We start from the raw sequence: 19,362 nt of genomic DNA, 5'->3' as shown, positions 1-19,362 counted from the left end.
GATGGCCGTCTGGGCAATCGGCGACCTGCAGGGTTGCTACGACGTTACCCAGCGCCTGCTGGAGAAGATCAACTTCGACCCGGCGGCCGACCGGCTGTGGTTCTGCGGCGACCTGGTCAACCGCGGCGGGCAGTCGATCGAAACCCTGCGGCTGGTGCATTCGCTGCGCGAACACTGCGAAGTGGTGCTGGGCAACCACGACCTGTCGCTGCTGGCGGTGGCCGAGCGCACGCCGGACGAACAGCGCCGGGTCAACCCCGACCTGCAGGGCGTGCTGTTCGCCGACGACGCGCCGGAGCTGCTGGCATGGCTGCGCGGGCGCAAGCTGGCCCACGTGGACCGCAAGCTGGGCTGGATGATGGTGCATGCCGGGCTGGCGCCGAAATGGACCACGCAGCTGGCCGAGAAACACGCCCGCGAGATCGAGGCCCGGCTGCGCGGCGACGGCTATCGCAAGCTGCTGAAGAACATGTACGGCGACGGCCCGGACTGGTCGCCAAGGCTGCAGGGCAGCGAGCGCGACCGCGCCATCATCAACATCTTCACCCGCATGCGCTATTGCAGCCCGCGCGGGCGCATCGCGTTCGAACACAAGGGCGCACCCGGCAGCCAACCGCCGGGCCTGTATCCGTGGTTCTCGGTGCCCGGCCATGCGCCGCGCGACCTGAAGATCGTCTGCGGCCACTGGAGCACGTTGGGGCTGTTCATCGGCCACGGCGTGCACGCCATCGACACCGGCGCGGTCTGGAGCGGCAAGCTCACCGCGCTGCGGCTGGATGGCGACGAGTTCCAGCTGGCGCAGGTGCCCGGCCGCGACGTGCCCGCGCCGGCGCCGAAGCAGCGCCCGCCGCGACAGGGCAACAAACCGCATGGGCAACAAGGCCCGCGCCGCCACGACGGCGGCCGGCCGGCCGAAGGTCAGGCGCGCTCGTAGTCGACGAAGTCGAACGCGAACGGGTGCGCCGCGTCCGCCGGATGGTGGCTGCGCGCGGTTTCCCGCCAGCGCTGCGCGTCCAGGCGCGGGAAGAACGCATCCGCGCCTTCGACCACGGTCTCGACATGGGTCAGGTGCAGATGGGTGGCCAGCGACAGCGACAGCGCATAGACCTCGCCGCCACCGATCACGCAGAGCTCGTCGCCTTCGCCCGCGGCCAACGCGATGGCCGCTTCCAGCGAGGCCACGGCCTGCATCCCCGCGAACGGCACCGCGCCGCCGCGGGTCAGCACCAGATTGCTGCGCTTCGGCAGCGCGCGGCCCAGCGACTGCGCGGTCTTGCGCCCCATCAGCACCGGCTTGCCCAGGGTCAGCGCCTTGAAACGCCTGAGGTCGTCGGGCAGGTGCCACGGCAGCGCGTTGCCGCGGCCGATGGCGTGGTTGCGGTCCAGCGCGGCGATCAACGAAACGCGCATGGCTGGTTCAAACCGCCACCGGCGCCTTGATCGCCGGCAGCGGGTCATAGCCTTCGATGGCGATGTCCTCGAAGCCGAAGCCGAAGATGTCGCGCACCTCGGGGTTGAGCTTCAGCATCGGCAACGCCCGCGGCGCGCGCGCCAATTGCTCGCGCGCCTGCTCGAAATGGTTGCTGTACAGATGCGCGTCGCCCAGCGTGTGCACGAAATCGCCCACGCCCAAGCCGCAGACCTGCGCCACCATGTGGGTCAGCAGCGCGTAGCTGGCGATGTTGAACGGCACGCCGAGGAAGATGTCGCCGCTGCGCTGGTACAGCTGGCAGCTCAGTTTTCCGTCCACCACGTAGAACTGGAACAGGCTGTGGCAGGGCATCAGCGCCATCTTCGGCAGGTCGGCCACGTTCCAGGCCGACACGATCAACCGGCGCGAATCCGGGTTGCGGCGGATCTCGTCTGCCACCCAGCGGATCTGGTCGAAGGTTTCGCCATTGGCGCCTTCCCAGCTGCGCCACTGCTTGCCGTAGACCGGGCCGAGTTCGCCATTGGCATCGGCCCATTCGTCCCAGATCGAAACCTTGTTGTCCTTCAGGTAGGCGATGTTGGTGCTGCCCTGCAGGAACCACAGCAGCTCGTGGATGATCGAGCGCAGGTGCAATTTCTTGGTGGTCACCAGCGGGAAGCCTTCGGCCAGATCGAAGCGCATCTGCCAGCCGAACACGCTGCGGGTGCCGGTGCCGGTGCGGTCGGCCTTGTCGCTGCCGTGCTCCAGCACGTGCCGCAGCAGTTCCAGGTATTGCCGCATCAGCGCACTTCCGGCGCCAACGTGGGCGCGCTGCGCGAGCGCCACAGCCAGAACAGGCCCAGCAGGATCAACGGCGTGCTCAGCACCTGGCCCATGGTCAGCCAGCCGAAGGCCAGGTAGCCCAGCTGCGCGTCCGGTTCGCGCACGAATTCCACCAGGAAGCGGAAGCTGCCGTACAGCAGCGCGAACAGCCCGGCCACCGCGTAGCGCGGGCGCGGCCTGCGTGAATACCAGACCAGCACCGCGAACATCACCAGCCCTTCCAGCGTGGCCTGATACAGCTGCGAGGGATGGCGCGCAAACGCATCCAGTATTCCGCTGTCGAATTGCGCCTTCAGCGTCGCCGCATCCATCGAGGCGAACGGCTCCGGCAACGCGTGCGGGAACACCACGCCCCAGCCCTCGAACGCCGTGCCCTGGGTGGGCTTGCCCCACAACTCGCCGCCGATGTAATTGCCGAGGCGACCGAAACCGAGCCCGGCCGGCACCAGCGGGGCGACGAAGTCGACCGTGTCGAAGAAGTGCAGGCGCTGCCGCCGCGACCACCATGCACCCGCGACCAGCACGCCCAACAGACCGCCGTGGAAGCTCATCCCGCCTTCCCATACCCTGAACAGCATCAGCGGGTTCTGCAGGAAGCTGCCGAAGTCGTAGAACAGCACGTAGCCGATGCGGCCGCCCAGCACCACGCCCAGCATGGCGTAGAACATCAGGTCGCCGAACCCGTTGTCGTCCACGCCGGGCAGGCGGCCGGCGCGCACGCGGCGGCGGCCCAGCCACCAGGCCACCGCGAAGCCGAGCAGGTACATCAGCCCGTACCAGTGGATCTTCAGCGGCCCCAGCGCAACGGCGACGGGGTCGATCTGGTGCAGGATGGGCATGCGGCTGCGGCTCCGGAAAGGGGGTCAGTTCGGGACGGTTACCACTCGCCGGCGCCGGGCACCTTGTGCGCCACCGCCTTGCGGCGCATCAGCAGGTTCAGCCACTCGACCAGCACCGAGAAACCCATCGCGAAGTAGATGTAGGGCTTGGGCACGTGCACGTCCAGGCCGTCCAGGATCAGCACCGCACCGACCAGCAGGATGAAGGTCAGCGCCAGCATCTTCACGGTCGGGTTTTCGTCGATGAAGCGGCCCAGCGGGTTTGCCGCCAGCAGCATGATCGCCACCGCGGTGAGGATCGCGAACACCATGATCGGGATGTGCTCGGCGATGCCGACCGCGGTGATCACCGAATCCAGCGAGAACACGATGTCGATCACCGCGATCTGCGCGATCACCATGCCGAACACCGCCGAGGTCTTGGTGGTGCGCGGGTCCTCGTCCTCGCCGCCGGTGATCATGTCGCGCACTTCCTGCAGGCCTTTCACCAGCAGGAAGGCGCCGCCCAGGATCAGCACCAGGTCGCGGACCGAGATGCCCAGGCCGAACAGCACGAACAGGTCCTCCGACATCCGCGCCAGGTGCGCCAGGGTCACCAGCAGCAGGATGCGGGTGATGCATGCCACCGCGATGCCCAGCTTGCGCGCGAACGGCTTGCGGTGCTCCGGCAGGCGGCTGACCGCGATCGAGATGAACACCAGGTTGTCGATACCCAGCACGATTTCCAGGGCGCTCAGGGTCACCAGGGTGAGCCAGGCATCCGGGGAAGCAAGAAAACTCAGGTCCATTCTTTACTCTTCATGTCGCGCCGGAGCGCGGTCTACAGATAGCGCGGCAACAGCAGCAGCGCCCACACCAGTGCCACGTTGATCATCAGCACGAATACCGCGGCCGAGCCCATGTCCTTGGCCCGGCCGGCCAGTTCGTGGCGTTCGGAACCGAAGCGCTCGATCACCGCTTCCATCGAGGAATTCATCAGCTCCATCGCCATCACCAGCAAGCAGCTGCCGATCAGCAGCACCTGTTCCACCGGGGTGGCGCCCAGCCACCAGCCCAGCGGGCCGAGCACGGCGAACAGGCAGACTTCCAGCCGGAACGAGGACTCGTGCAGCCAGGCAGCGCGCAGGCCCAGCATCGACCAGCGCGCGGCGCGCAGCACCCCGGCGGGGCCGCGCGGAAGGTGTCCGTACAGGTCAGCCACGCGGGCGCACTCGAGTGCTGGCGGGCATGGCGGGAAGGCGGGCTGGCATCAGGCTGCGGACATCGACGATCGAATGCGCCATTTTGCCACAGGCCCCGCTTCGAGCTTCGTTAAGCGACGCCCGCCGGTCGCAAGGGCCGTAAGCCCGGCGGTGCCGGACAGGCCTCTTGCCGCCAGGCGGAAATAGGAACCGCCACGCTACTGCGCGCGCAGCGCCTCGATCGGGTCCAGCAGCGAAGCCTTGCGGGCCGGGTAGTAGCCGAAGAACAGCCCGGTGCTGATCGAGAACGCCGCCGCCAGCAGCACCACCCTGGCGTTCAGCTCCACGGGCAGGTTGCCGAACTTGCCGACCAGCAGCGCGCCGACCACGCCGATCCCGATCCCGATCACCCCACCGATCAGCGAGATCAGCATCGCCTCGGCCAGGAACTGCCGGCGCACGTCGCGCGGGCCCGCCCCCACCGCCATGCGCAGGCCGATTTCCTTGATCCGCTCGGTGACCGACACCAGCATGATGTTCATGATGCCGATGCCGCCGATGATCAGGCAGATGCCGGCTACCGCGCCCAGCAGCTTGGACATCAGGTTGGTGGTGGCGGTGCGGGTGGCGACGATCTGGCTGATGTTGCGCACCGCGAAGTCGTCGTCGGCGCCGGGCTCGATCTTGTGGCGCTGGCGCAGCAGGCCCTCGATCTCGGCCTGCGCGCTGGCCAGGTTGCGCGGGTCGTCGACGCCGACCGCAATGCTCTGCACCGCGCCCGGCGGCATGCCCTGTGCGCTCGACAGCCGGCGCCGCGCGGCTTCCAGCGGCACCACCACGATGTCGTCCTGGTCCTGGCCGAAGCCACCCTGGCCTTTCGAGCCCAGTACGCCGACCACGGTGAACGGCACCCGGCCCAACCTCACGGTCTGGCCGATGCCTTCCTCGTCGTCGCCGAACAGCGCCTTGCGCACGGTTTCGCCGAGGATGACCGGCTTGGCGCCGCCGCCGTAATCGCCCGCGTCGAAGCCCTGGCCCTTGGCGATCTGCCAGTCGTTGATCGCGAACCAGTCGGCCTGCACGCCCTGCCACTGGGTGGAGGCGTTGTTTTCGGCGAACACCACCTGGGTGCCGCCGCGCAGCGAACCGGCAACGTACTGCACGCTGGGCACTTCGGCGCGGATCGCCTCCACGTCGCCCTCGCTCAGGCTCCAGCGGCTGCCCTGGGCCATGCGCGCACCGCCCGCGCCCATGCCACCGGCGCTGCCGATGTCGAGCCGCTGCGAGCCGAGGCCGGACACCATCTTGTCGATCTCGGCTTGGGTGCCTTGGCCGATCGACACCATCACGATCACCGCAGCAATGCCGATGATCACGCCCAGCGAGGTCAGCGCGCTACGCATCCAGTTGCCGCGCAGGGCGAAGAACGCGGTGCGCAGGATGTCGAGGAAACTCATGCGGCCTCCGCTTCGGTCTGTTCGTGCAGCTCACCATCGCGCATCACGTAGGTGCGGTCGGCGTGGGCGGCAACGTGGGCATCGTGGGTGATCAGGATGACGGTATGGCCGTCATCGCGCAGGCGCTTGAACAGGGTCAGGATTTCCTCGCCGGTCTTGCTGTCCAGCGCGCCGGTGGGCTCGTCGGCCAGCAGGATCGGCGGCTGGTTGACCAGCGCGCGGGCAATCGCCACGCGCTGCTGCTGGCCGCCGGAGAGCTCGTTGGGGAAATGCCCGGCGCGCGCGCCCAGGCCCACCGCTTCCAGCGCCGCCAGCGCGCGGCGGCGGCGTTCGGCCGGGGGGATCTGTGCATAGCCCATCGGCATCGCCACGTTGTCGGTGGCACTCATCCGCGACAGCAAGTGGAAGCCCTGGAACACGAAGCCGATCTTGTCGCGGCGCAGCGCCGCCAGCGCTTCGGCGTCCAGGGTCGCCACGTCCACCCCGTCGCACTCATAAGAGCCGCTGGTGGGCGTGTCCAGGCAGCCGATCAGGTTCATCAGGGTGGATTTTCCGGAACCGGACGGGCCCATGATCGCGACGAACTCGCCGCGGTCGATGCGCATGTCCACGCCGCGCAGCGCCACCACCTCGGCCTCGGTGCCGGCCGAGTACACCTTTCCCAGGCCATGGGTGAGGATGACCGGGACCGCCTCCGGAGCCGCCATCACTTGCTCTCCGCCGCCGAACGCTCGCCGGAGATGATCAGGTCGCCTTCCTTGATGTCGCGGCCGGAGATTTCGGTGCTGCTGCCGTCGCTGGCGCCGACCTTGAGCATCACCGGCTGCGGCTTGCCGCCGACCAGCTTGTACGCCTGCACCCGCTTGGCGCTGAGCTGCGCCTCCAGGCCGGCGTTCCACTTGCCGCGCTGGGCATCGTCGAGGGCGGACACGAACGCGCCGAATTGCTGGTTCAGGCGGTCGCGCATGCGCGCGCGCATCTGCGCCAGCATCGCCGGGTTGGCGCCGCCGCTGCCGCCGCCCATGCGCATGCCGCCACCGCCGAACAGCCGGTTGCCGCCCTGCTGCTGGCCCGACGCGCCCTGCTGCGTCTGTGCCTGCGCCATACGCTCGGCCTGGCGTTTCTGCATTTCTTCCAGCGCAGCGTCGAACGCGACCTTCTGCTGGGGGTTCAAGTCCAGCGAGCCGGCCAGCGCCTGCAGGTCCTCGCCCATGCCCGGACCGCGGTTGGTGCCATTGCCGCCGGTACCACCGGCAGGTGCGCCCTGCACCTGCAGCTCGGCCAACGGCGAACCTTCAGCCGGCTTGAACCGCAGCGCGGCGTTGCCGATCCGCAGCACGCCTTCGCGTTTGCTGACCTCGATTTCGGCGTTCACGGTCAGGCCCGGCAGCAGGGTGCCGTCGCTGTTGTCCACGGTCACCACCACCGGGTAGGTGACCACGTTGTTGTTGGTGGTGGCGGCCAGCCGCACCTGCTCCACCACGCCCTTGAAGCGGCGGTCGGGGAAGGCGTCGGCGGTGAAGCCCACAACCTGGCCGGTGCGGACCTGGCCGATGTCGGATTCGTCGACCGCAAGCTCGATCTTCATCTTCGACAGGTCTTCGGCGATGGTGAACAGCTCCGGCGCCGAGAAGCTGGCGGCCACGGTCTGGCCGGGCTCGATCTTGCGGGTCAGCACCACGCCGTCCACCGGCGAACGGATCACCGCGCGGTCGATGTTGACTTGGGTGTTCTTCAGCGACGCGGTCTGCTGGCGGATCTGCGCCTGCGCGGCGTTGACCTGGGCGCGGGCCTGGTCGAGCGCGGCGCGCGACAGGTCATAGTCGCTGCGCGCGATCAGCTTCTGCGCGGACAGCGACTGCTTGCGTTCGAAGTCCAGGGTGGCGTTGTGCAGGCTGGCCTGCGCCTGCCGCAGTTGCGCCTGCGCGTTGGCGATCTGCGCGTTGCCCTGCTCCAACTGAGCCTGGTAGGTGGAGGGATCGATCCGCGCCAGTACCTCGCCCTTCTTCACCGGCGAGTTGAAGTCCACCAGGATGTCGGTGACCTGGCCGGAGATCTGGCTGCCCACAGTGACCGTGGTGATGGCGCTGAGGGTGCCGGTGGCGGAGATCGCCACCCGGATGTCGCCGCGCTGGACGGTTTCGGTGCGGTAGCCGTCGGCTTCGCCTGCGGCGCCGCGCTTGCTCCAGAAATACCAGCCTGCGGCCAGCACTGCGATGGCGGCAACGGCCAGGCCGGCCTTGGGAAGGGTGCTGCGGGTACGGCGTGGCTGGCTCATGCGGGGCAGTCGGGAAGGATTGACGGATGGGAACGCACGGATGCGCGTTCGGTTGACAGCCGCGCATCCTGACCGCGCTGCCCGCGCGGCGACCGTGCCTTCAGTCCCGGCAAGCCCTTCCGAACAGGATGCTGGCGCGGGTGCCCTGCCCCGGCGTGCTGTCCAGCCGCAGGGGCCAGCCGCAGCGCTGACCCAGCCGATGGGCAATCGACAATCCCAGCCCGGAGCCGACGTACTGTTCGCCCTCGCCGCGGTAGAACGGCTCGAACGCGCGCGCCAGCGTGGCCGCGTCCATGCCGATGCCGGAATCCTCGACCTCTACGCTGCCTTCCTTCAACCGCACCACCACCCCGCCGGCATCGGTGAACCGCACCGCATTGGCCAGCAGATTGCCCAGCATCACCTGCAGCACCCGCGGCGGCGCATGCAGCACCGGTTCCGCCTCCACCTCCAGGTGCAGCGCCAGCTCCTTGTGCCGCAGCGCCGGGCGGATGCGATCGATCTCACGCTCCACCACCTCGCGCACCACGACGTCGTCCACGCCCAGCGGTGCCTGTTCGCAGCGGGCCAGGAACAGCAGCGCGTCGATCACCGCCTCCATCCCCGCCACCGCGTCCTGGATGCGCGCCAACGAGCGCCGCGAGGCCGATGACAGGCCCGCGTCGTGTGCGATCAGGTCGCTGGCGACCCGGATCACCGTCAGCGGCGTGCGCAGCTCATGGCTTGCGTCGCGGGTGAAATCGCGCTCGCGCTCGGCCGCATCCGGCGGTGGATCGGCGGCGATGGAGGGGCGAGGCAGGGGCAAGGACATGAAGTTGGGCCGGTGTCAGTCGGCCAGATCGGCAAGCCGGTAGCCGGCGCTTTGCACGGTGTGCAGCAGCGGCCGATCGAACGGTTTGTCCATCACCTTGCGCAGGTTGTAGAGATGGCTGCGCAGGGTGTCGGAATCCGGCAGCTCGTCGCCCCAGATCTCGCGCTCGATCTCCTGCCGGCTGACCACCCGCGGCGACTCGCGCATCAGGATCGACAGCAGGCGCAACGCGATCGGCGAAAGCTGCAGTTCGCAGCCACCGCGGGTTGCCCGCAGCGACGCCGGATCCAGCACCAGATCCGCCACCTGCAGCACTTCCGAGCCCACCTGGCGGCGATCACGGCGGATCAGCGCATGCAGCCGCGCTTCCAGTTCGCGGATCGCGAACGGCTTGGTCAGGTAGTCGTCGGCCCCAGAGGACAGCCCGGTGAGCTTGTCGTCGAGGGTATCGCGCGCTGTCAGCATCAGGATCGGCGTGGCCTTGCGCGCCTCACCGCGCAAGCGCTTGCACACCTCGATGCCGTCCAGCCTCGGCAGCATCAGGTCCAGCACGATCGCGTCATAGACGTTTTCCGACGCCAGCCGGTAGCCGTCCAGGCCGTCGGCCGCATAGTCGATCTCGAAGCCGCGGCTTTCGAGGTATTCGCCCACCATCTCGGAGATGTTGCGGTTGTCCTCGACGATGAGTACCAGTCCCGCCTGTTCCTGTTCGCGCATGCGCGCCTCGCTCCAATTCGCTTGCGAAACGATGCCAACTGCGCGGTAGATGCCGTGTGAAGGCGTAATCTGCGCGCTACTGCGCCCATATCCCGCCCCGCATGCCCTACGCCCGCCTGCTGCCGCCGTTCCTGCTGGTGCTGTCCAACGTGTTCATGACCTTCGCGTGGTACGGCCACCTGAAGTACCGGGACACCGCCCTGCCCAAGGTCATTCTGGCCAGCTGGGGGATCGCGTTCTTCGAATACCTGCTGATGGTGCCAGCCAATCGCCTCGGCAGCACGGTCTACAGCGCGCCGCAGCTCAAGGGCATGCAGGAAGTCATCACCCTGCTGGTGTTCGCCGGATTTTCCGCCTGGTATCTGGGCCAGCCGCTGAAATGGAACCACTGGGCCGGGTTCGCGCTGATCGTGGCGGCGGCGTGGCTGATCTTTCTGGAGTGACCGCGCCCACAGCAGCGGGAGCATCCGCGTGGCCGCCAGCAACGCTAGAACGGAATCCGCCCGATCAGGATGTCCCGGTACATCACCCAGTCGCCGGCGAAGGAATAGAACGGGTGCTTGAAGGTGGCCGGGCGGTTCTTCTCGAAGAAGAAATGGCCCGCCCAGGCAAATGCGTAGCCTGATAGCAGCGCCGCCAGCAGCCACCACGGATTGCCGCCCTTGACCGCCAGCACGATGAAACCGATGGCGAAACTGGTGCCGACGAAGTGCAGGCGCCGGCAGGTGCGGTTGCGATGCTCGCCCAGGTAGTACGGGTAGAACTCGCGGAAGCTCGAAAAGCCGGCCATCGTTTCCCATCCCCGCGGCATTCGCCGCCCTACGATTCCTTGCGCTCCGCCAGCTTGGCGCGCACCCAATAGCGATCCTGCGCGTCCAACGATTGCCCGGCAAGGCCGCCATCGGCTGCCGCCATCGCCTCCATCGCGCGGAAGCGGCGCTCGAATTTGGCGTTGGCGCGGCGCAGCGCGCTGCCCACGTCGACCTTGGCATGCCGCGCAAGGTTGGCGCAGACGAACAGCACATCGCCGAGTTCGTCCTCCAGCCGGTCGTGCGCGGCGGCATCGCCGGGATCGGCGGCCACCGCATCGAACTCGGCGCGCACCTCGTCGATTTCCTCGTGCAGCTTGTCCAGCACCGGCGCCGGATCCGGCCAGTCGAAGCCGACCTTGGCCGCCTTGTGCTGCAGCTTCACCGCTCGCTGCCATTCCGGCAGGCCGCGGGAAATGCCGGCCAGCGCCGAGGTATCGGTCTCGCCCCTGGCGTCGCGCTCCGCGCGCTTGATCGCATCCCAGTTGCGCAACACCGCGGCACTGTCGCCAGCCGCATCGGCGGTCCCTGCGGCGAACACATGCGGGTGCCGGCGCACCATCTTGTCGCAGATCGCCGCCACCACGTCGCCGAACGCGAACGCACCGGCCTCCTCGGCCATCCGCGCATGGAACACCACCTGCAGCAGCAGGTCGCCCAACTCGTCCCTGAGGTCGGCCATGTCGCCGCGATCGATCGCATCGGCGACCTCGTAGGCTTCCTCGATGGTGTACGGGGCGATGGTCGCGAAGTCCTGCTGCAGATCCCACGGGCAGCCGCCGTCCGGGTCGCGCAGCCTGGCCATGATGGTGAGCAGTTCCGCGATGTCGCTCATGCCGGCAGCCGCGCGCGCACCGCGACATCGCCCAGCGCGATGAAGTCGCCGTTGAGCAGGGTGTCGCGCTGGTTGTAGCGGAACGGCCGGCCCTGCGGGTCGAGCACCGCGCCACCGGCGGCCTCCAGGATCGCCTGCCCGGCGGCGGTATCCCATTCGCTGGTCGGACCGAAGCGCGGGTACAGATCCATCGCGCCCTCGGCAATGCGGCAGAACTTCAGCGACGATCCGCAGCCGAGCACCTCGCTGCCCGGCAGCGCGTCCAGCAGCGCCTGCGTGCGCGCATCGCGGTGCGAGCGGCTGGCGGCGATGCGCAGCGGCGAAGCCGCCGGAATTCGTGCATGGATGGCGACATCGGCACCGCCGTCGCGACGGAATGCACCGTGTCCCGGCACGCCGTGCCAGAGCGCGCCGGTGACCGGCTGCTGGATCACGCCGAACACGGCCACGCCATCCTCGATCAGGGCGATGTTGACGGTGAACTCGCCATTGCGCTTGATGAACTCGCGGGTGCCATCGAGCGGATCGACCAGCCAGAACCGCGTCCATTGCCGGCGATCGGCGATGTCGTGATCCCTCGACTCTTCCGACAGCACCGGGATGGCGGGCGTCAGCTCCGCCAGGCGCGAAACGATGCAGCGATGGGCGGCAAGATCCGCGGCCGTCAGCGGCGAGCGGTCGTCCTTGTGCTGCACCGCGAATTCGCCGTCATAGACCGCCAGGATCGCCGCGGCGGCCTGACGGGCGACAGCAATCACGCCATCGCGGAGTACGTCATTCACCTGCATGCTGCTGCAACCATTCGCGGACCATGAACAGCGCCGCGATGCTGCGGCCTTCGGAAAAATCATCCTGCAGGATCAGCTGGCCCAGGTCGGCCAGTTTCCACGGCACCACTTCCAGCTCCTCCGGCTCGTCGCCGGGCAGGCGCTGCGGATACAGGTCGCGCGCCAGCACCACATGGGTCTGGTGGCTCATGTAGGTCGGCGCCAGAGTGAGGCTGCGCAGCACGCGCAGGTCGCGCGCACCGTAGCCGGCTTCTTCCATCAGCTCGCGGTTGGCGGCTTCGAGCGGCGTCTCGCCGGCGTCGATGCGTCCCTTCACCAGCCCCAGTTCGTAGCGGTGCACGCCGGCCGCATATTCGCGCACCAGCAGCACGGTGTCGGCATCCAGCATCGGCACCACCGCCACCGCGCCATGGCCGCGCCCGTGCAGGCGCTCGTACAGGCGGCGCTCGCCGTTGGCGAACTCCAGATCGAGCCGCTCCATCCGGTACGGGCCGGCGTCGTGCTCGGTGATGCCGTGGATGACCGGCAGGCGGCGGCTCATGCGGTCGCCCCGGCGGCGATAATGGCGGAATGGAAAGCTTTCACGATGACCCCATGATAGCCGCCGCGGATGACTGGCGGACGCGCGACCTGGCCGTACTCTGGCACCCGTGCACGCAGATGCGCGAGCACCCGCACGCGCTGCCGCTGTTCCCCGTGGCGCGCGGCGAAGGCGCCTGGCTGGTGGGCTTCGACGGCAGGCGCGTCCTCGACGGCGTCAGCAGCTGGTGGACCAACCTGCACGGCCATGCCGAGCCGCGCATCGCCGAAGCCATCGCCCGGCAGGCGCGCACCTTGGAGCAGGTGATCCTGGCCGGCTGCTCGCACGCGCCCGCCGTCGAACTGGCCGAGCGCCTGCTCGCCCTCGCTCCGCGCGAGGTCGATCGCGCGCCGCTGGCCAAGGTGTTCTACGCCGACAACGGGTCGGCCGGGGTGGAAGTGGCGCTGAAGATGGCCTTCCACTGGTTCCACAACCGCGGCGCCGAAGGCCGCACGAAGTTCGTCGCGTTGACCGGCAGCTACCACGGCGAAACGCTGGGAGCGCTGTCGGTGGGTGACATCCCGCTGTACCGCCGCGTGTACGCGCCGCTGCTGCTGGAAACCCTGTTCGCGCCGTCGCCGGATGCCTACGGTGCGTGCGGCGAAGCCGCGGCGATCGCCTGCGCCGAACGCGCCGCCGACGCCCTGGCCGACCTGCTGGACGCGCACGCCGGCGAAGTCTGCGCGCTGATCGTGGAGCCGCTGCTGCAGTGCGCCGGCGGCATGCGCATGCACCACCCGCGCTACCTGCAGCGCGCGCGCGAACTCTGCGACGCGCACGGTGTGTTCCTGATCGCGGACGAAATCGCCACCGGCTTCGGCCGCACCGGCAGCCTGTTCGCCTGCCAGCAGGCCGGCATCCAGCCCGACCTGCTGTGCCTGTCGAAGGGCCTGACCGGCGGCTTCCTGCCGCTGTGCGCGGTGCTGGCCACGCAGGCCATTTACGACGGCTTCCTCGACGACTCGCGCGAGCGCGCCTTCCTGCATTCGCACAGCTACAGCGGCAACCCGCTGGCCTGCGCGGCGGCACTGGCCTCGCTGGACATCCTCGAAGGCGACGGCGTACTGGCGCGCAACCGCGACACCGCCGCGAAGATGGCCGCGCTGGCGGCAACATTCAAGGCGCATCCGGCGGTGGCGGAAGTGCGTCAGGTGGGGATGGTGGTGGCCATCGAACTGCAGCCCGAGGCCGGCAACGTCGAGGACGGCCACGCGGTGGAAATCGCCGGCCGCCGCGGCCTGCGCATGTACCGCGCGGCGCTGGATGCCGGCGTGCTGCTGCGCCCACTGGGCGACGTGCTGTACTGGATGCCGCCCTACTGCATCGACGACGCGCAGCTGGAACAGCTGGCGGCGGCCACCCACGCGATGCTGGCGGAGGCATCAACGTGAATCCGACCCGCATTCCAAAGCGCCGCCGGACGCGATCCGCGAGGGCAAACCCATGCGCCTGACCCGCAGCTTCGTCGCCCAGCCGCTGTCCGTTGGCAGCACCATCACCCTGCCCGAGGACGCCGCCGCCCATCTGGTGCGGGTGCTGCGCCTGCAGGCCGGCGATCCCTGCGTGCTGTTCAATGGTGACGGCTTCGACCGCGAAGCGCGCATCGCCTCGGTCAGCAAACGCGAGGTGCTGGCGGACATCATCGCCAGCCGCCAGGTCGACAACGAGTCGCCGCTCGCCATCACCCTGCTGCAGGGCATCGCCCGCGGCGAGAAGATGGATCTGATCCTGCAGAAGGCGACCGAGTTGGGCGTGGCCAGCATCCTGCCGGCGTCCAGCGAACGCAGCGAGGTGAAGCTGGACGCCCAGCGCGCCGACAAGCGCGTGGCGCACTGGCGAGAGGTGGTGGTGTCGGCCTGCGAACAAAGTGGCCGCGCACGCGTGCCGGAGGTCGCCCCGCCGCTCGTGCTGGCGCAGGCGGCGGCGCGGCGCGAGGGCCGCGGTTTCATTCTTGATCCGTTCGCGCCACAGGCGCTGTCGACACTGCAGGGCAGCCAGCTGCGCGCGTGCACGCTGGCCATCGGCCCGGAAGGCGGCTGGTCGCCGCGCGATCGCGAACAGCTGGTGGCGGCGGGATTCGAGGGACTGCGGCTGGGCCCGCGCATCCTGCGCACCGAAACCGCCGGCATCGCCGCGATTGCCGCGCTGCAGGCGATGGCTGGGGACTTGGGCTGACACTTCCCGGCCGCCGCTGCGGCCGGGCGCCGTATCTCAGGCAGCCGCCGCCAGCGCGGCGTGCAGGTGCTGCTCCAGCGCGGCCAGGTCGGGCACCATCGCGTCGTTCTCGCCCAGGCGCACGCGGGCCAATACGCCGGCAGGCAGGTCGCCGCCATCGCCCTGCGTCGCCAGCGTGTCTTCGGTCACCGTCACCAGCCGCGGGAAGCCCTGGGTCAAAAGGGCAAAGTAGGGGCGCTTGGGGTTGCCGCCCAACGCCTTCAGCACGATCACCTTGCTGCCCAGGCCGCCCTGCTCGTCGGCGATGCCCGCAAATCGCGCGAACGATACCAGCGGCAGCTGCCAGCCGCGCCAGCGGATCCTGCCCAGCAGCCAGTCAGGCGCGTTCTCCAGCGGTTCCGGCGCGGCGTAGGACAGCACCTCGGCGATGGTCGCGTTGGGCAGCAACAGGCGTGCGTCCGCCACCTGGATGAGCACGCCGCGGATGATGTATGCGATGTCGGACATGGAAACCTCAGGCGGGCCAGCGTTGCAGCAATTGACGGGAGATTCCGGCGAGGCTGTCCGCTTCGCCGCCACGTGCCGCCAGCGCCTGGCTGGCGGCGGGATCGAAACAGTTTTCGGCCGACTGGCCCAGCGCGAGCCCCCCGGCCATGCGCATCGCCAGGGCAAGGTCGACCAGCGCCGGAGGCGCGCCGCTGAGCAGCAGCATGGCGCTGTCGCCCGGGCGCAGCGGGGCGAAGCGCGGCTCGCCGGAAGCCTCCACGAAATGCAGGCCGGCCGGTGCCTCGCCCACGTCGACACCATCCGGCACGACGTACACATGGCCGCGACGCAGCGGTTCGCCGGCACAGGCAAGCACCACGGGCATCTGCGCGGCCCGCTGCATCTGCCGGACCAGGCGGTCGTACTGGCCGCCCTCGATGCGCTGCCGCAGCAGCAGCGCGCGCGGGAAAGCCGCAGGCAGTCCGCCCAGCAACTGACGCACCGCGTCGGGCCCGCCGATGCCGGCCGCCACCACCACCGCGCCGTCCGGCTGGGCCAGCGCCGAACCCTGCACCGCCGGCGGTAGCGGCTGCATCGCCGCCATTTCCATGCTCAGGTCCTGCATCTCCTGCTCGAAATCGCGATCCGGTGCGCTGCCTGCCGGCGGCGCCGGCAGCACGTTGCGGTGCCCCTGCAGCTTGGCCGCCAGGTGGCGCGCCCAGCGCGCCGCTTCCCAGCCATCCCGGCGCGCCGCCACTTCGGCGTCGTCAAACAGCACCAGCAGCGACGGGTCGGCCAGCACCGCGTCGAACTTGTCCAGCGCAGCTTCGGTCACCGGGTCCAGCACCACCAACAGCGCATCCGGCGCAGCCGCGCGGACCTGCGCCTCGTCGACAGTGGCCGGATCCAGCACCGCCGCCAGCGCTGCGCCAGCCTGCCGCAGCGCCATCTCGGTGCGGTCGCGCGCGGCCCCCGCGCGCGCCAGCACCAGCACGCGGTGCGTGTTCACTGCTCGGTTCCGGCGCCCGCGTGCTCCAGCCCCAACAGCTCGAACACGTTACGCATCAGCTCGACTTCCTGGTACGGCTTGCCGAGGTAACGCTCCACGCCGATCTCGAATGCGCGCTGACGGTGCTTGTCGCCGGTACGCGAGGTGATCATGACGATCGGTACGTTGCGCAGGCGCGGGTCCGCCTTCATCGCGGTAGCCAGCTCGTAGCCGTCCATGCGCGGCATCTCGATGTCCAGCAGCATCAGATCCGGCACGAAATCGGCCATCCGCTCCAGCGCATCCAGACCGTCCTTGGCGGTCGCTACCTCCAGGCTGTGGCGCTCCAGCACGCGGCCGGTGACCTTGCGCATGGTGACCGAGTCGTCCACCACCATGACCAGCGGCACCTTTCGGTGCGTAGTCGGCACATGAACGACCGCCTCGTCGGCCAGCGCCGCCGCGGCCTGCCTGCGTACCAGCGGCGCCACGTCCAGGATCACCACCACGCGGCCATCGCCCATGATGGTGGCACCGAAGATGCCCGGCACCGACGTCAGCTGCGGACCGCCGGTCTTGACCACGATTTCGCGGCTGCCCAACACCTGGTCGATCGCCACCGCCGCCCGCAGCTCGCCCGAGCCGACCAGCAGCAGCGGCATCTGCAGATGCCCTTCGGCACGCGCCGGCGCGGTGCCAACCAAGGTGCCGAGGTCGTGCAGCGCGTAGTCCTCGCCGCCGTAGCGGTAGCCGGCGCCCGGCTTGGCCAGGTCTTCGCGGGAGATGCGTCCGACGCCGCGCACCGAGGCGATCGGTACCGCGTACTCGGTCTCGCCGATCTTGACGAACACCGCCTGGGTGACCGCCAGGGTCTGCGGCAGGCGCAGGGTGAACACCGTGCCGTCGCCGGGCTGCGAGGCGATGTCGATGGTGCCGCCCAGCTGGCGGACCTCGCTGGCGACCACGTCCATGCCGACGCCGCGCCCAGCCAGGCGGCTGACGGTTTCGGCGGTGGAGAAGCCCGGCTGCATGATCAATTGGTCGAGTTCGACGTCGGTCAACTGCGCATCCGCGGCAATCAGCCCGCGCTCGACGCCACGCGCGCGGATTGCCGCGCGGTTGAGACCGGCGCCGTCGTCGGAGATCTGCAGGACGACTTCGGAACCTTCGCGACGCACCACCACCCGGATGCTGCCTTCTTCCTGCTTGCCGGCGGCACGGCGCGCCTCCGGCGCCTCCAGGCCATGCGCGATGGCGTTGCGCAGCATGTGCTCCAGCGGCGCAGTCATGCGCTCCAGCACGTTGCGGTCGAGTTCGCCCTGCGCGCCATCCAGCTTGAGTTGCGCCTGCTTGCCGGTTTCGGTGGCGGCCTGGCGGATGACCCGGCGCAGGCGCGGCACCAGCGAATCGAACGGCAGCATGCGCGTGCGCATGAGGCCTTCCTGCAGCTCCGAGCTGACCCGCGACTGCTGGGTGAGCAGGGTTTCGTACTGACGGGTCAGGTCATCCATCGACCCGTGCAGGCTCTGCAAGTCGGCCGCCGATTCGGCCAGACCGCGCGAGAGCTGTTGCAGGGTGCTGAAGCGGTCGAGCTCCAGCGGGTCGAAGGCTTCGTTGCCGGTGTCGTGCTCGCGCTGGAAGCGGGCGATGATCTGCGCTTCGGTTTCCGAATCCAGGCGACGCAGCTGGTCGCGCAGGCGCAGGTTGGTCTGCTCCATTTCCTGCGCGGTGCTGCGGAACGCGGCCAGCTGCTGTTCTAGGCGGGCGCGGTAGATCGCGACTTCGCCGGCGTAGTTCACCAGCCGGTCGAGCAGGTCGGCGCGGATGCGCACCTGTTCCTGCGGCGCGCGCACGCCAACCTCTTCGTCCTCGGCGAAACCCTCCTGTCCCAGCGGCGCCGACAGCGGCTTGAGTTCGATCTTCGAGGTCGGTGCAGGCCTGGCGTCATCAGCCGACGCAAGCGCCGCCACCACAGGGCGTTGCTCGGCGCGCGCGTTGAATTCCTCGATCAGCGCCTCGGGCATGCCCAGCGCGCGGCGCGCGGCGATGCGCGTGATCATCCCATGCAGGCGATCGAACCCACGCTCCAGCAGCGGTACGCCGTCGGTGCCGAAATCGACCTTCTGCGCGGCCACCGCTTCCAGCAGCGATTCCATGGCGTGACCCAGCTCGCCGGCCGGCATCATCCCGGCCATCCGCGCACCGCCCTTGAGCGTATGCAGGTCGCGCTGCAGACCCACCACCAATTCGTTGTCGTCCGGCGTCTCGCGCAGCTTCGCCAGCAAGCCGTCGGAATGGTCGAGCAGGTCGCCGGCCTCCTCTACGAAGATGTCGACCAGCTCCAGGTCCAGTTCGCTGGTATCCAGCGCCTCGTCCGGGTCCTCGCTCGCGCCCGATGTCGCCTGCAACGCGGCCAGCGCCGCCTGCTCCCGCGCCCAGGCGCCAGCTGCGGCGTCCGCAGCGCGACGCTCGGCTTCGGCGCGCTCGACCTCCGCGCGGCGCGCGGCGGCACGTTCGGCTTCCTGGCGTTCGGCCTCGGCGCGCGCGGCGGCGATGCGCTCGGCTTCGACGCGTTCGGCCTCGCGTTCGGCCTCGCGTCGGGCCGCTGCCTCCGCGGCGATGCGCTCGGCCTCCTGGCGCGCCGCTTCTTCCGCGGCCACACGCTCGGCTTCCGCCTGCTCGGCGGCCAAGCGCGCGGCCTCGGCTTCTTCCGCGGCAATGCGTTCGATATCCAGGCGCGCGGCTTCTTCCGCGGCTTGGCGTTCGGCCTGTTCAGCGGCGGTACGCTCGGCTTCCAGGCGCGCCGCTTCTTCCGCGGCAGTGCGTTCGGCTTCCGCTTGCTCGGCGGCCAGACGCGCGACCTCGGCTTCTTCCGCGCCCAGGCGTTCGGCTTCCAGGCGCGCCGCTTCTTCCGCGGCAATGCGTTCGGATTCCGCCTGTTCGGCCGCCAGGCGCGCGACCTCCGCCTCTTCCGCTGCAAGGCGTTCGGCTTCTAGACGCGCCGCTTCTTCCGCAGCTTGGCGCTCGGCTTCAGCTTCCGCCGCAGCGATGCGTTCGGCTTCCGAGCGTGCGGCTTCTGCCGCCGCACGACGCTCGGCTTCGGTCTGCTCGGCGGCCAGGCGTGCAGCCTCGGCTTCCGCGGCGGCGATACGTTCGGCTTCCAG

At 69.3% G+C, this 19,362-nt stretch carries 21 protein-coding genes; 4 read left to right on the top strand and 17 right to left on the bottom strand.

Annotated features, from left to right (window positions below; translation table 11 throughout):
- Position 1 precedes the first annotated feature (1 nt).
- On the top strand, positions 2-934 hold the full coding sequence (locus tag G582_RS0113945) for a symmetrical bis(5'-nucleosyl)-tetraphosphatase (RefSeq protein WP_028840339.1): 933 nt from the start codon (positions 2-4) through the stop codon (positions 932-934).
- Here the strand turns inward: G582_RS0113945 and G582_RS0113940 are convergent.
- From G582_RS0113940 to G582_RS0113895, 10 genes are all read right to left on the bottom strand, one after another.
- Positions 919-1,410, bottom strand: a complete 492-nt coding sequence (locus G582_RS0113940; protein ID WP_028840338.1) for a dihydrofolate reductase — start codon at positions 1,408-1,410, stop codon at positions 919-921. The genes G582_RS0113945 and G582_RS0113940 overlap by 16 nt on opposite strands.
- Before the next feature lie 7 nt (positions 1,411-1,417).
- Positions 1,418-2,212, bottom strand: coding sequence for a thymidylate synthase (locus G582_RS0113935; protein WP_028840337.1), 795 nt, complete (start codon positions 2,210-2,212; stop codon positions 1,418-1,420).
- On the bottom strand, positions 2,212-3,093 hold the full coding sequence (gene lgt, locus G582_RS0113930) for a prolipoprotein diacylglyceryl transferase (RefSeq protein ID WP_028840336.1): 882 nt from the start codon (positions 3,091-3,093) through the stop codon (positions 2,212-2,214). The genes G582_RS0113935 and lgt overlap by 1 nt, the downstream gene beginning before the upstream one ends.
- Before the next feature lie 38 nt (positions 3,094-3,131).
- Entirely contained in the window at positions 3,132-3,881 is a 750-nt protein-coding gene (locus G582_RS0113925; protein ID WP_028840335.1) for a TerC family protein, read from the bottom strand.
- A gap of 32 nt (positions 3,882-3,913) precedes the next feature.
- Positions 3,914-4,294, bottom strand: a complete 381-nt coding sequence (locus tag G582_RS0113920; RefSeq protein WP_028840334.1) for a diacylglycerol kinase — start codon at positions 4,292-4,294, stop codon at positions 3,914-3,916.
- A 198-nt stretch (positions 4,295-4,492) separates the two neighbouring features.
- On the bottom strand, positions 4,493-5,731 hold the full coding sequence (locus G582_RS0113915) for an ABC transporter permease (RefSeq protein WP_028840333.1): 1,239 nt from the start codon (positions 5,729-5,731) through the stop codon (positions 4,493-4,495).
- Positions 5,728-6,438 (bottom strand): ABC transporter ATP-binding protein, encoded by a 711-nt coding sequence (locus G582_RS0113910; protein WP_038054378.1) that lies wholly within the window; start codon positions 6,436-6,438, stop codon positions 5,728-5,730. The genes G582_RS0113915 and G582_RS0113910 overlap by 4 nt, the downstream gene beginning before the upstream one ends.
- On the bottom strand, positions 6,438-8,009 hold the full coding sequence (locus G582_RS0113905; RefSeq protein ID WP_028840331.1) for an efflux RND transporter periplasmic adaptor subunit: 1,572 nt from the start codon (positions 8,007-8,009) through the stop codon (positions 6,438-6,440). The genes G582_RS0113910 and G582_RS0113905 overlap by 1 nt, the downstream gene beginning before the upstream one ends.
- Before the next feature lie 100 nt (positions 8,010-8,109).
- A complete protein-coding gene (locus G582_RS16875) occupies positions 8,110-8,820 on the bottom strand; it encodes a sensor histidine kinase (RefSeq protein ID WP_051247302.1) in 711 nt (236 codons plus the stop codon).
- Positions 8,821-8,835: 15 nt separating this feature from the next.
- Positions 8,836-9,537 carry a response regulator transcription factor gene (locus tag G582_RS0113895; protein WP_028840330.1) on the bottom strand — a complete coding sequence of 234 codons (702 nt, stop codon included), beginning with the start codon at positions 9,535-9,537 and terminating at the stop codon, positions 8,836-8,838.
- Between the two features lie 101 nt (positions 9,538-9,638).
- Between G582_RS0113895 and G582_RS0113890 the strand changes: the two genes are divergently transcribed.
- Entirely contained in the window at positions 9,639-9,980 is a 342-nt protein-coding gene (locus G582_RS0113890) for a DMT family protein (RefSeq protein ID WP_038054375.1), read from the top strand.
- Between the two features lie 44 nt (positions 9,981-10,024).
- Here G582_RS0113890 and G582_RS0113885 read toward each other — a convergent pair whose 3' ends face one another.
- The 4 genes from G582_RS0113885 to nudE are packed head-to-tail and all read right to left on the bottom strand — an operon-like array spanning position 10,025 to position 12,510.
- Complete coding sequence (locus tag G582_RS0113885) at positions 10,025-10,327, bottom strand: Mpo1-like protein (protein ID WP_028840328.1); 303 nt, start codon at positions 10,325-10,327, stop codon at positions 10,025-10,027.
- Positions 10,328-10,356: 29 nt separating this feature from the next.
- Complete coding sequence (gene mazG / locus G582_RS0113880) at positions 10,357-11,181, bottom strand: nucleoside triphosphate pyrophosphohydrolase (RefSeq protein WP_028840327.1); 825 nt, start codon at positions 11,179-11,181, stop codon at positions 10,357-10,359.
- Positions 11,178-11,963 carry a 3'(2'),5'-bisphosphate nucleotidase CysQ gene (gene cysQ, locus G582_RS0113875; protein ID WP_425476555.1) on the bottom strand — a complete coding sequence of 262 codons (786 nt, stop codon included), beginning with the start codon at positions 11,961-11,963 and terminating at the stop codon, positions 11,178-11,180. The genes mazG and cysQ overlap by 4 nt, the downstream gene beginning before the upstream one ends.
- On the bottom strand, positions 11,956-12,510 hold the full coding sequence (gene nudE, locus G582_RS0113870) for an ADP compounds hydrolase NudE (protein ID WP_028840325.1): 555 nt from the start codon (positions 12,508-12,510) through the stop codon (positions 11,956-11,958). The genes cysQ and nudE overlap by 8 nt, the downstream gene beginning before the upstream one ends.
- Positions 12,511-12,539: 29 nt before the next feature.
- Between nudE and G582_RS0113865 the strand changes: the two genes are divergently transcribed.
- A complete protein-coding gene (locus tag G582_RS0113865; protein ID WP_051247300.1) occupies positions 12,540-13,940 on the top strand; it encodes an adenosylmethionine--8-amino-7-oxononanoate transaminase in 1,401 nt (466 codons plus the stop codon).
- 52 nt (positions 13,941-13,992) lie between these two features.
- On the top strand, positions 13,993-14,724 hold the full coding sequence (locus tag G582_RS0113860) for a 16S rRNA (uracil(1498)-N(3))-methyltransferase (RefSeq protein ID WP_028840323.1): 732 nt from the start codon (positions 13,993-13,995) through the stop codon (positions 14,722-14,724).
- Between the two features lie 36 nt (positions 14,725-14,760).
- Here the strand turns inward: G582_RS0113860 and G582_RS0113855 are convergent, their stop codons facing one another.
- The 3 genes from G582_RS0113855 to G582_RS18270 all read right to left on the bottom strand — a co-directional run.
- On the bottom strand, positions 14,761-15,231 hold the full coding sequence (locus G582_RS0113855) for a chemotaxis protein CheW (protein ID WP_028840322.1): 471 nt from the start codon (positions 15,229-15,231) through the stop codon (positions 14,761-14,763).
- Positions 15,232-15,238: 7 nt separating this feature from the next.
- Positions 15,239-16,219: a chemotaxis protein CheB gene (locus G582_RS17325; protein WP_028840321.1), complete on the bottom strand. Its 981-nt coding sequence runs from the start codon at positions 16,217-16,219 to the stop codon at positions 15,239-15,241.
- Positions 16,216-19,362, bottom strand: a 3,147-nt coding sequence (locus tag G582_RS18270; protein ID WP_038054372.1) for a hybrid sensor histidine kinase/response regulator, incomplete at its 5' end; no start/stop codon positions are given. The genes G582_RS18270 and G582_RS17325, both read right to left, overlap by 4 nt.

It is taken from the genome of Thermomonas fusca DSM 15424, from assembly GCF_000423885.1.
Classification (GTDB): Bacteria; Pseudomonadota; Gammaproteobacteria; order Xanthomonadales; family Xanthomonadaceae; genus Thermomonas; species Thermomonas fusca.
This window is presented reverse-complemented; position numbering and strand designations above follow the sequence as displayed.

What these genes read in the sequence shown, in the direction of transcription:
- G582_RS0113935 (WP_028840337.1), bottom strand. Translation starts at nt 2,212, where the DNA reads ATGCGGCAATACCTGGAACTGCTGCGGCACGTGCTGGAGCACGGCAGC.
- G582_RS16875 (WP_051247302.1), bottom strand. Translation starts at nt 8,820, where the DNA reads ATGTCCTTGCCCCTGCCTCGCCCCTCCATCGCCGCCGATCCACCGCCG.
- G582_RS0113925 (WP_028840335.1), bottom strand. Translation starts at nt 3,881, where the DNA reads ATGGACCTGAGTTTTCTTGCTTCCCCGGATGCCTGGCTCACCCTGGTG.
- G582_RS0113890 (WP_038054375.1), top strand. Translation starts at nt 9,639, where the DNA reads ATGCCCTACGCCCGCCTGCTGCCGCCGTTCCTGCTGGTGCTGTCCAAC.
- G582_RS0113945 (WP_028840339.1), top strand. Translation starts at nt 2, where the DNA reads ATGGCCGTCTGGGCAATCGGCGACCTGCAGGGTTGCTACGACGTTACC.
- G582_RS0113855 (WP_028840322.1), bottom strand. Translation starts at nt 15,231, where the DNA reads ATGTCCGACATCGCATACATCATCCGCGGCGTGCTCATCCAGGTGGCG.
- G582_RS0113905 (WP_028840331.1), bottom strand. Translation starts at nt 8,009, where the DNA reads ATGAGCCAGCCACGCCGTACCCGCAGCACCCTTCCCAAGGCCGGCCTG.
- G582_RS0113940 (WP_028840338.1), bottom strand. Translation starts at nt 1,410, where the DNA reads ATGCGCGTTTCGTTGATCGCCGCGCTGGACCGCAACCACGCCATCGGC.
- nudE (WP_028840325.1), bottom strand. Translation starts at nt 12,510, where the DNA reads ATGAGCCGCCGCCTGCCGGTCATCCACGGCATCACCGAGCACGACGCC.
- G582_RS0113885 (WP_028840328.1), bottom strand. Translation starts at nt 10,327, where the DNA reads ATGGCCGGCTTTTCGAGCTTCCGCGAGTTCTACCCGTACTACCTGGGC.
- G582_RS0113895 (WP_028840330.1), bottom strand. Translation starts at nt 9,537, where the DNA reads ATGCGCGAACAGGAACAGGCGGGACTGGTACTCATCGTCGAGGACAAC.
- G582_RS0113865 (WP_051247300.1), top strand. Translation starts at nt 12,540, where the DNA reads ATGGAAAGCTTTCACGATGACCCCATGATAGCCGCCGCGGATGACTGG.
- G582_RS0113860 (WP_028840323.1), top strand. Translation starts at nt 13,993, where the DNA reads ATGCGCCTGACCCGCAGCTTCGTCGCCCAGCCGCTGTCCGTTGGCAGC.
- G582_RS0113910 (WP_038054378.1), bottom strand. Translation starts at nt 6,438, where the DNA reads ATGGCGGCTCCGGAGGCGGTCCCGGTCATCCTCACCCATGGCCTGGGA.
- lgt (WP_028840336.1), bottom strand. Translation starts at nt 3,093, where the DNA reads ATGCCCATCCTGCACCAGATCGACCCCGTCGCCGTTGCGCTGGGGCCG.
- mazG (WP_028840327.1), bottom strand. Translation starts at nt 11,181, where the DNA reads ATGAGCGACATCGCGGAACTGCTCACCATCATGGCCAGGCTGCGCGAC.
- G582_RS0113915 (WP_028840333.1), bottom strand. Translation starts at nt 5,731, where the DNA reads ATGAGTTTCCTCGACATCCTGCGCACCGCGTTCTTCGCCCTGCGCGGC.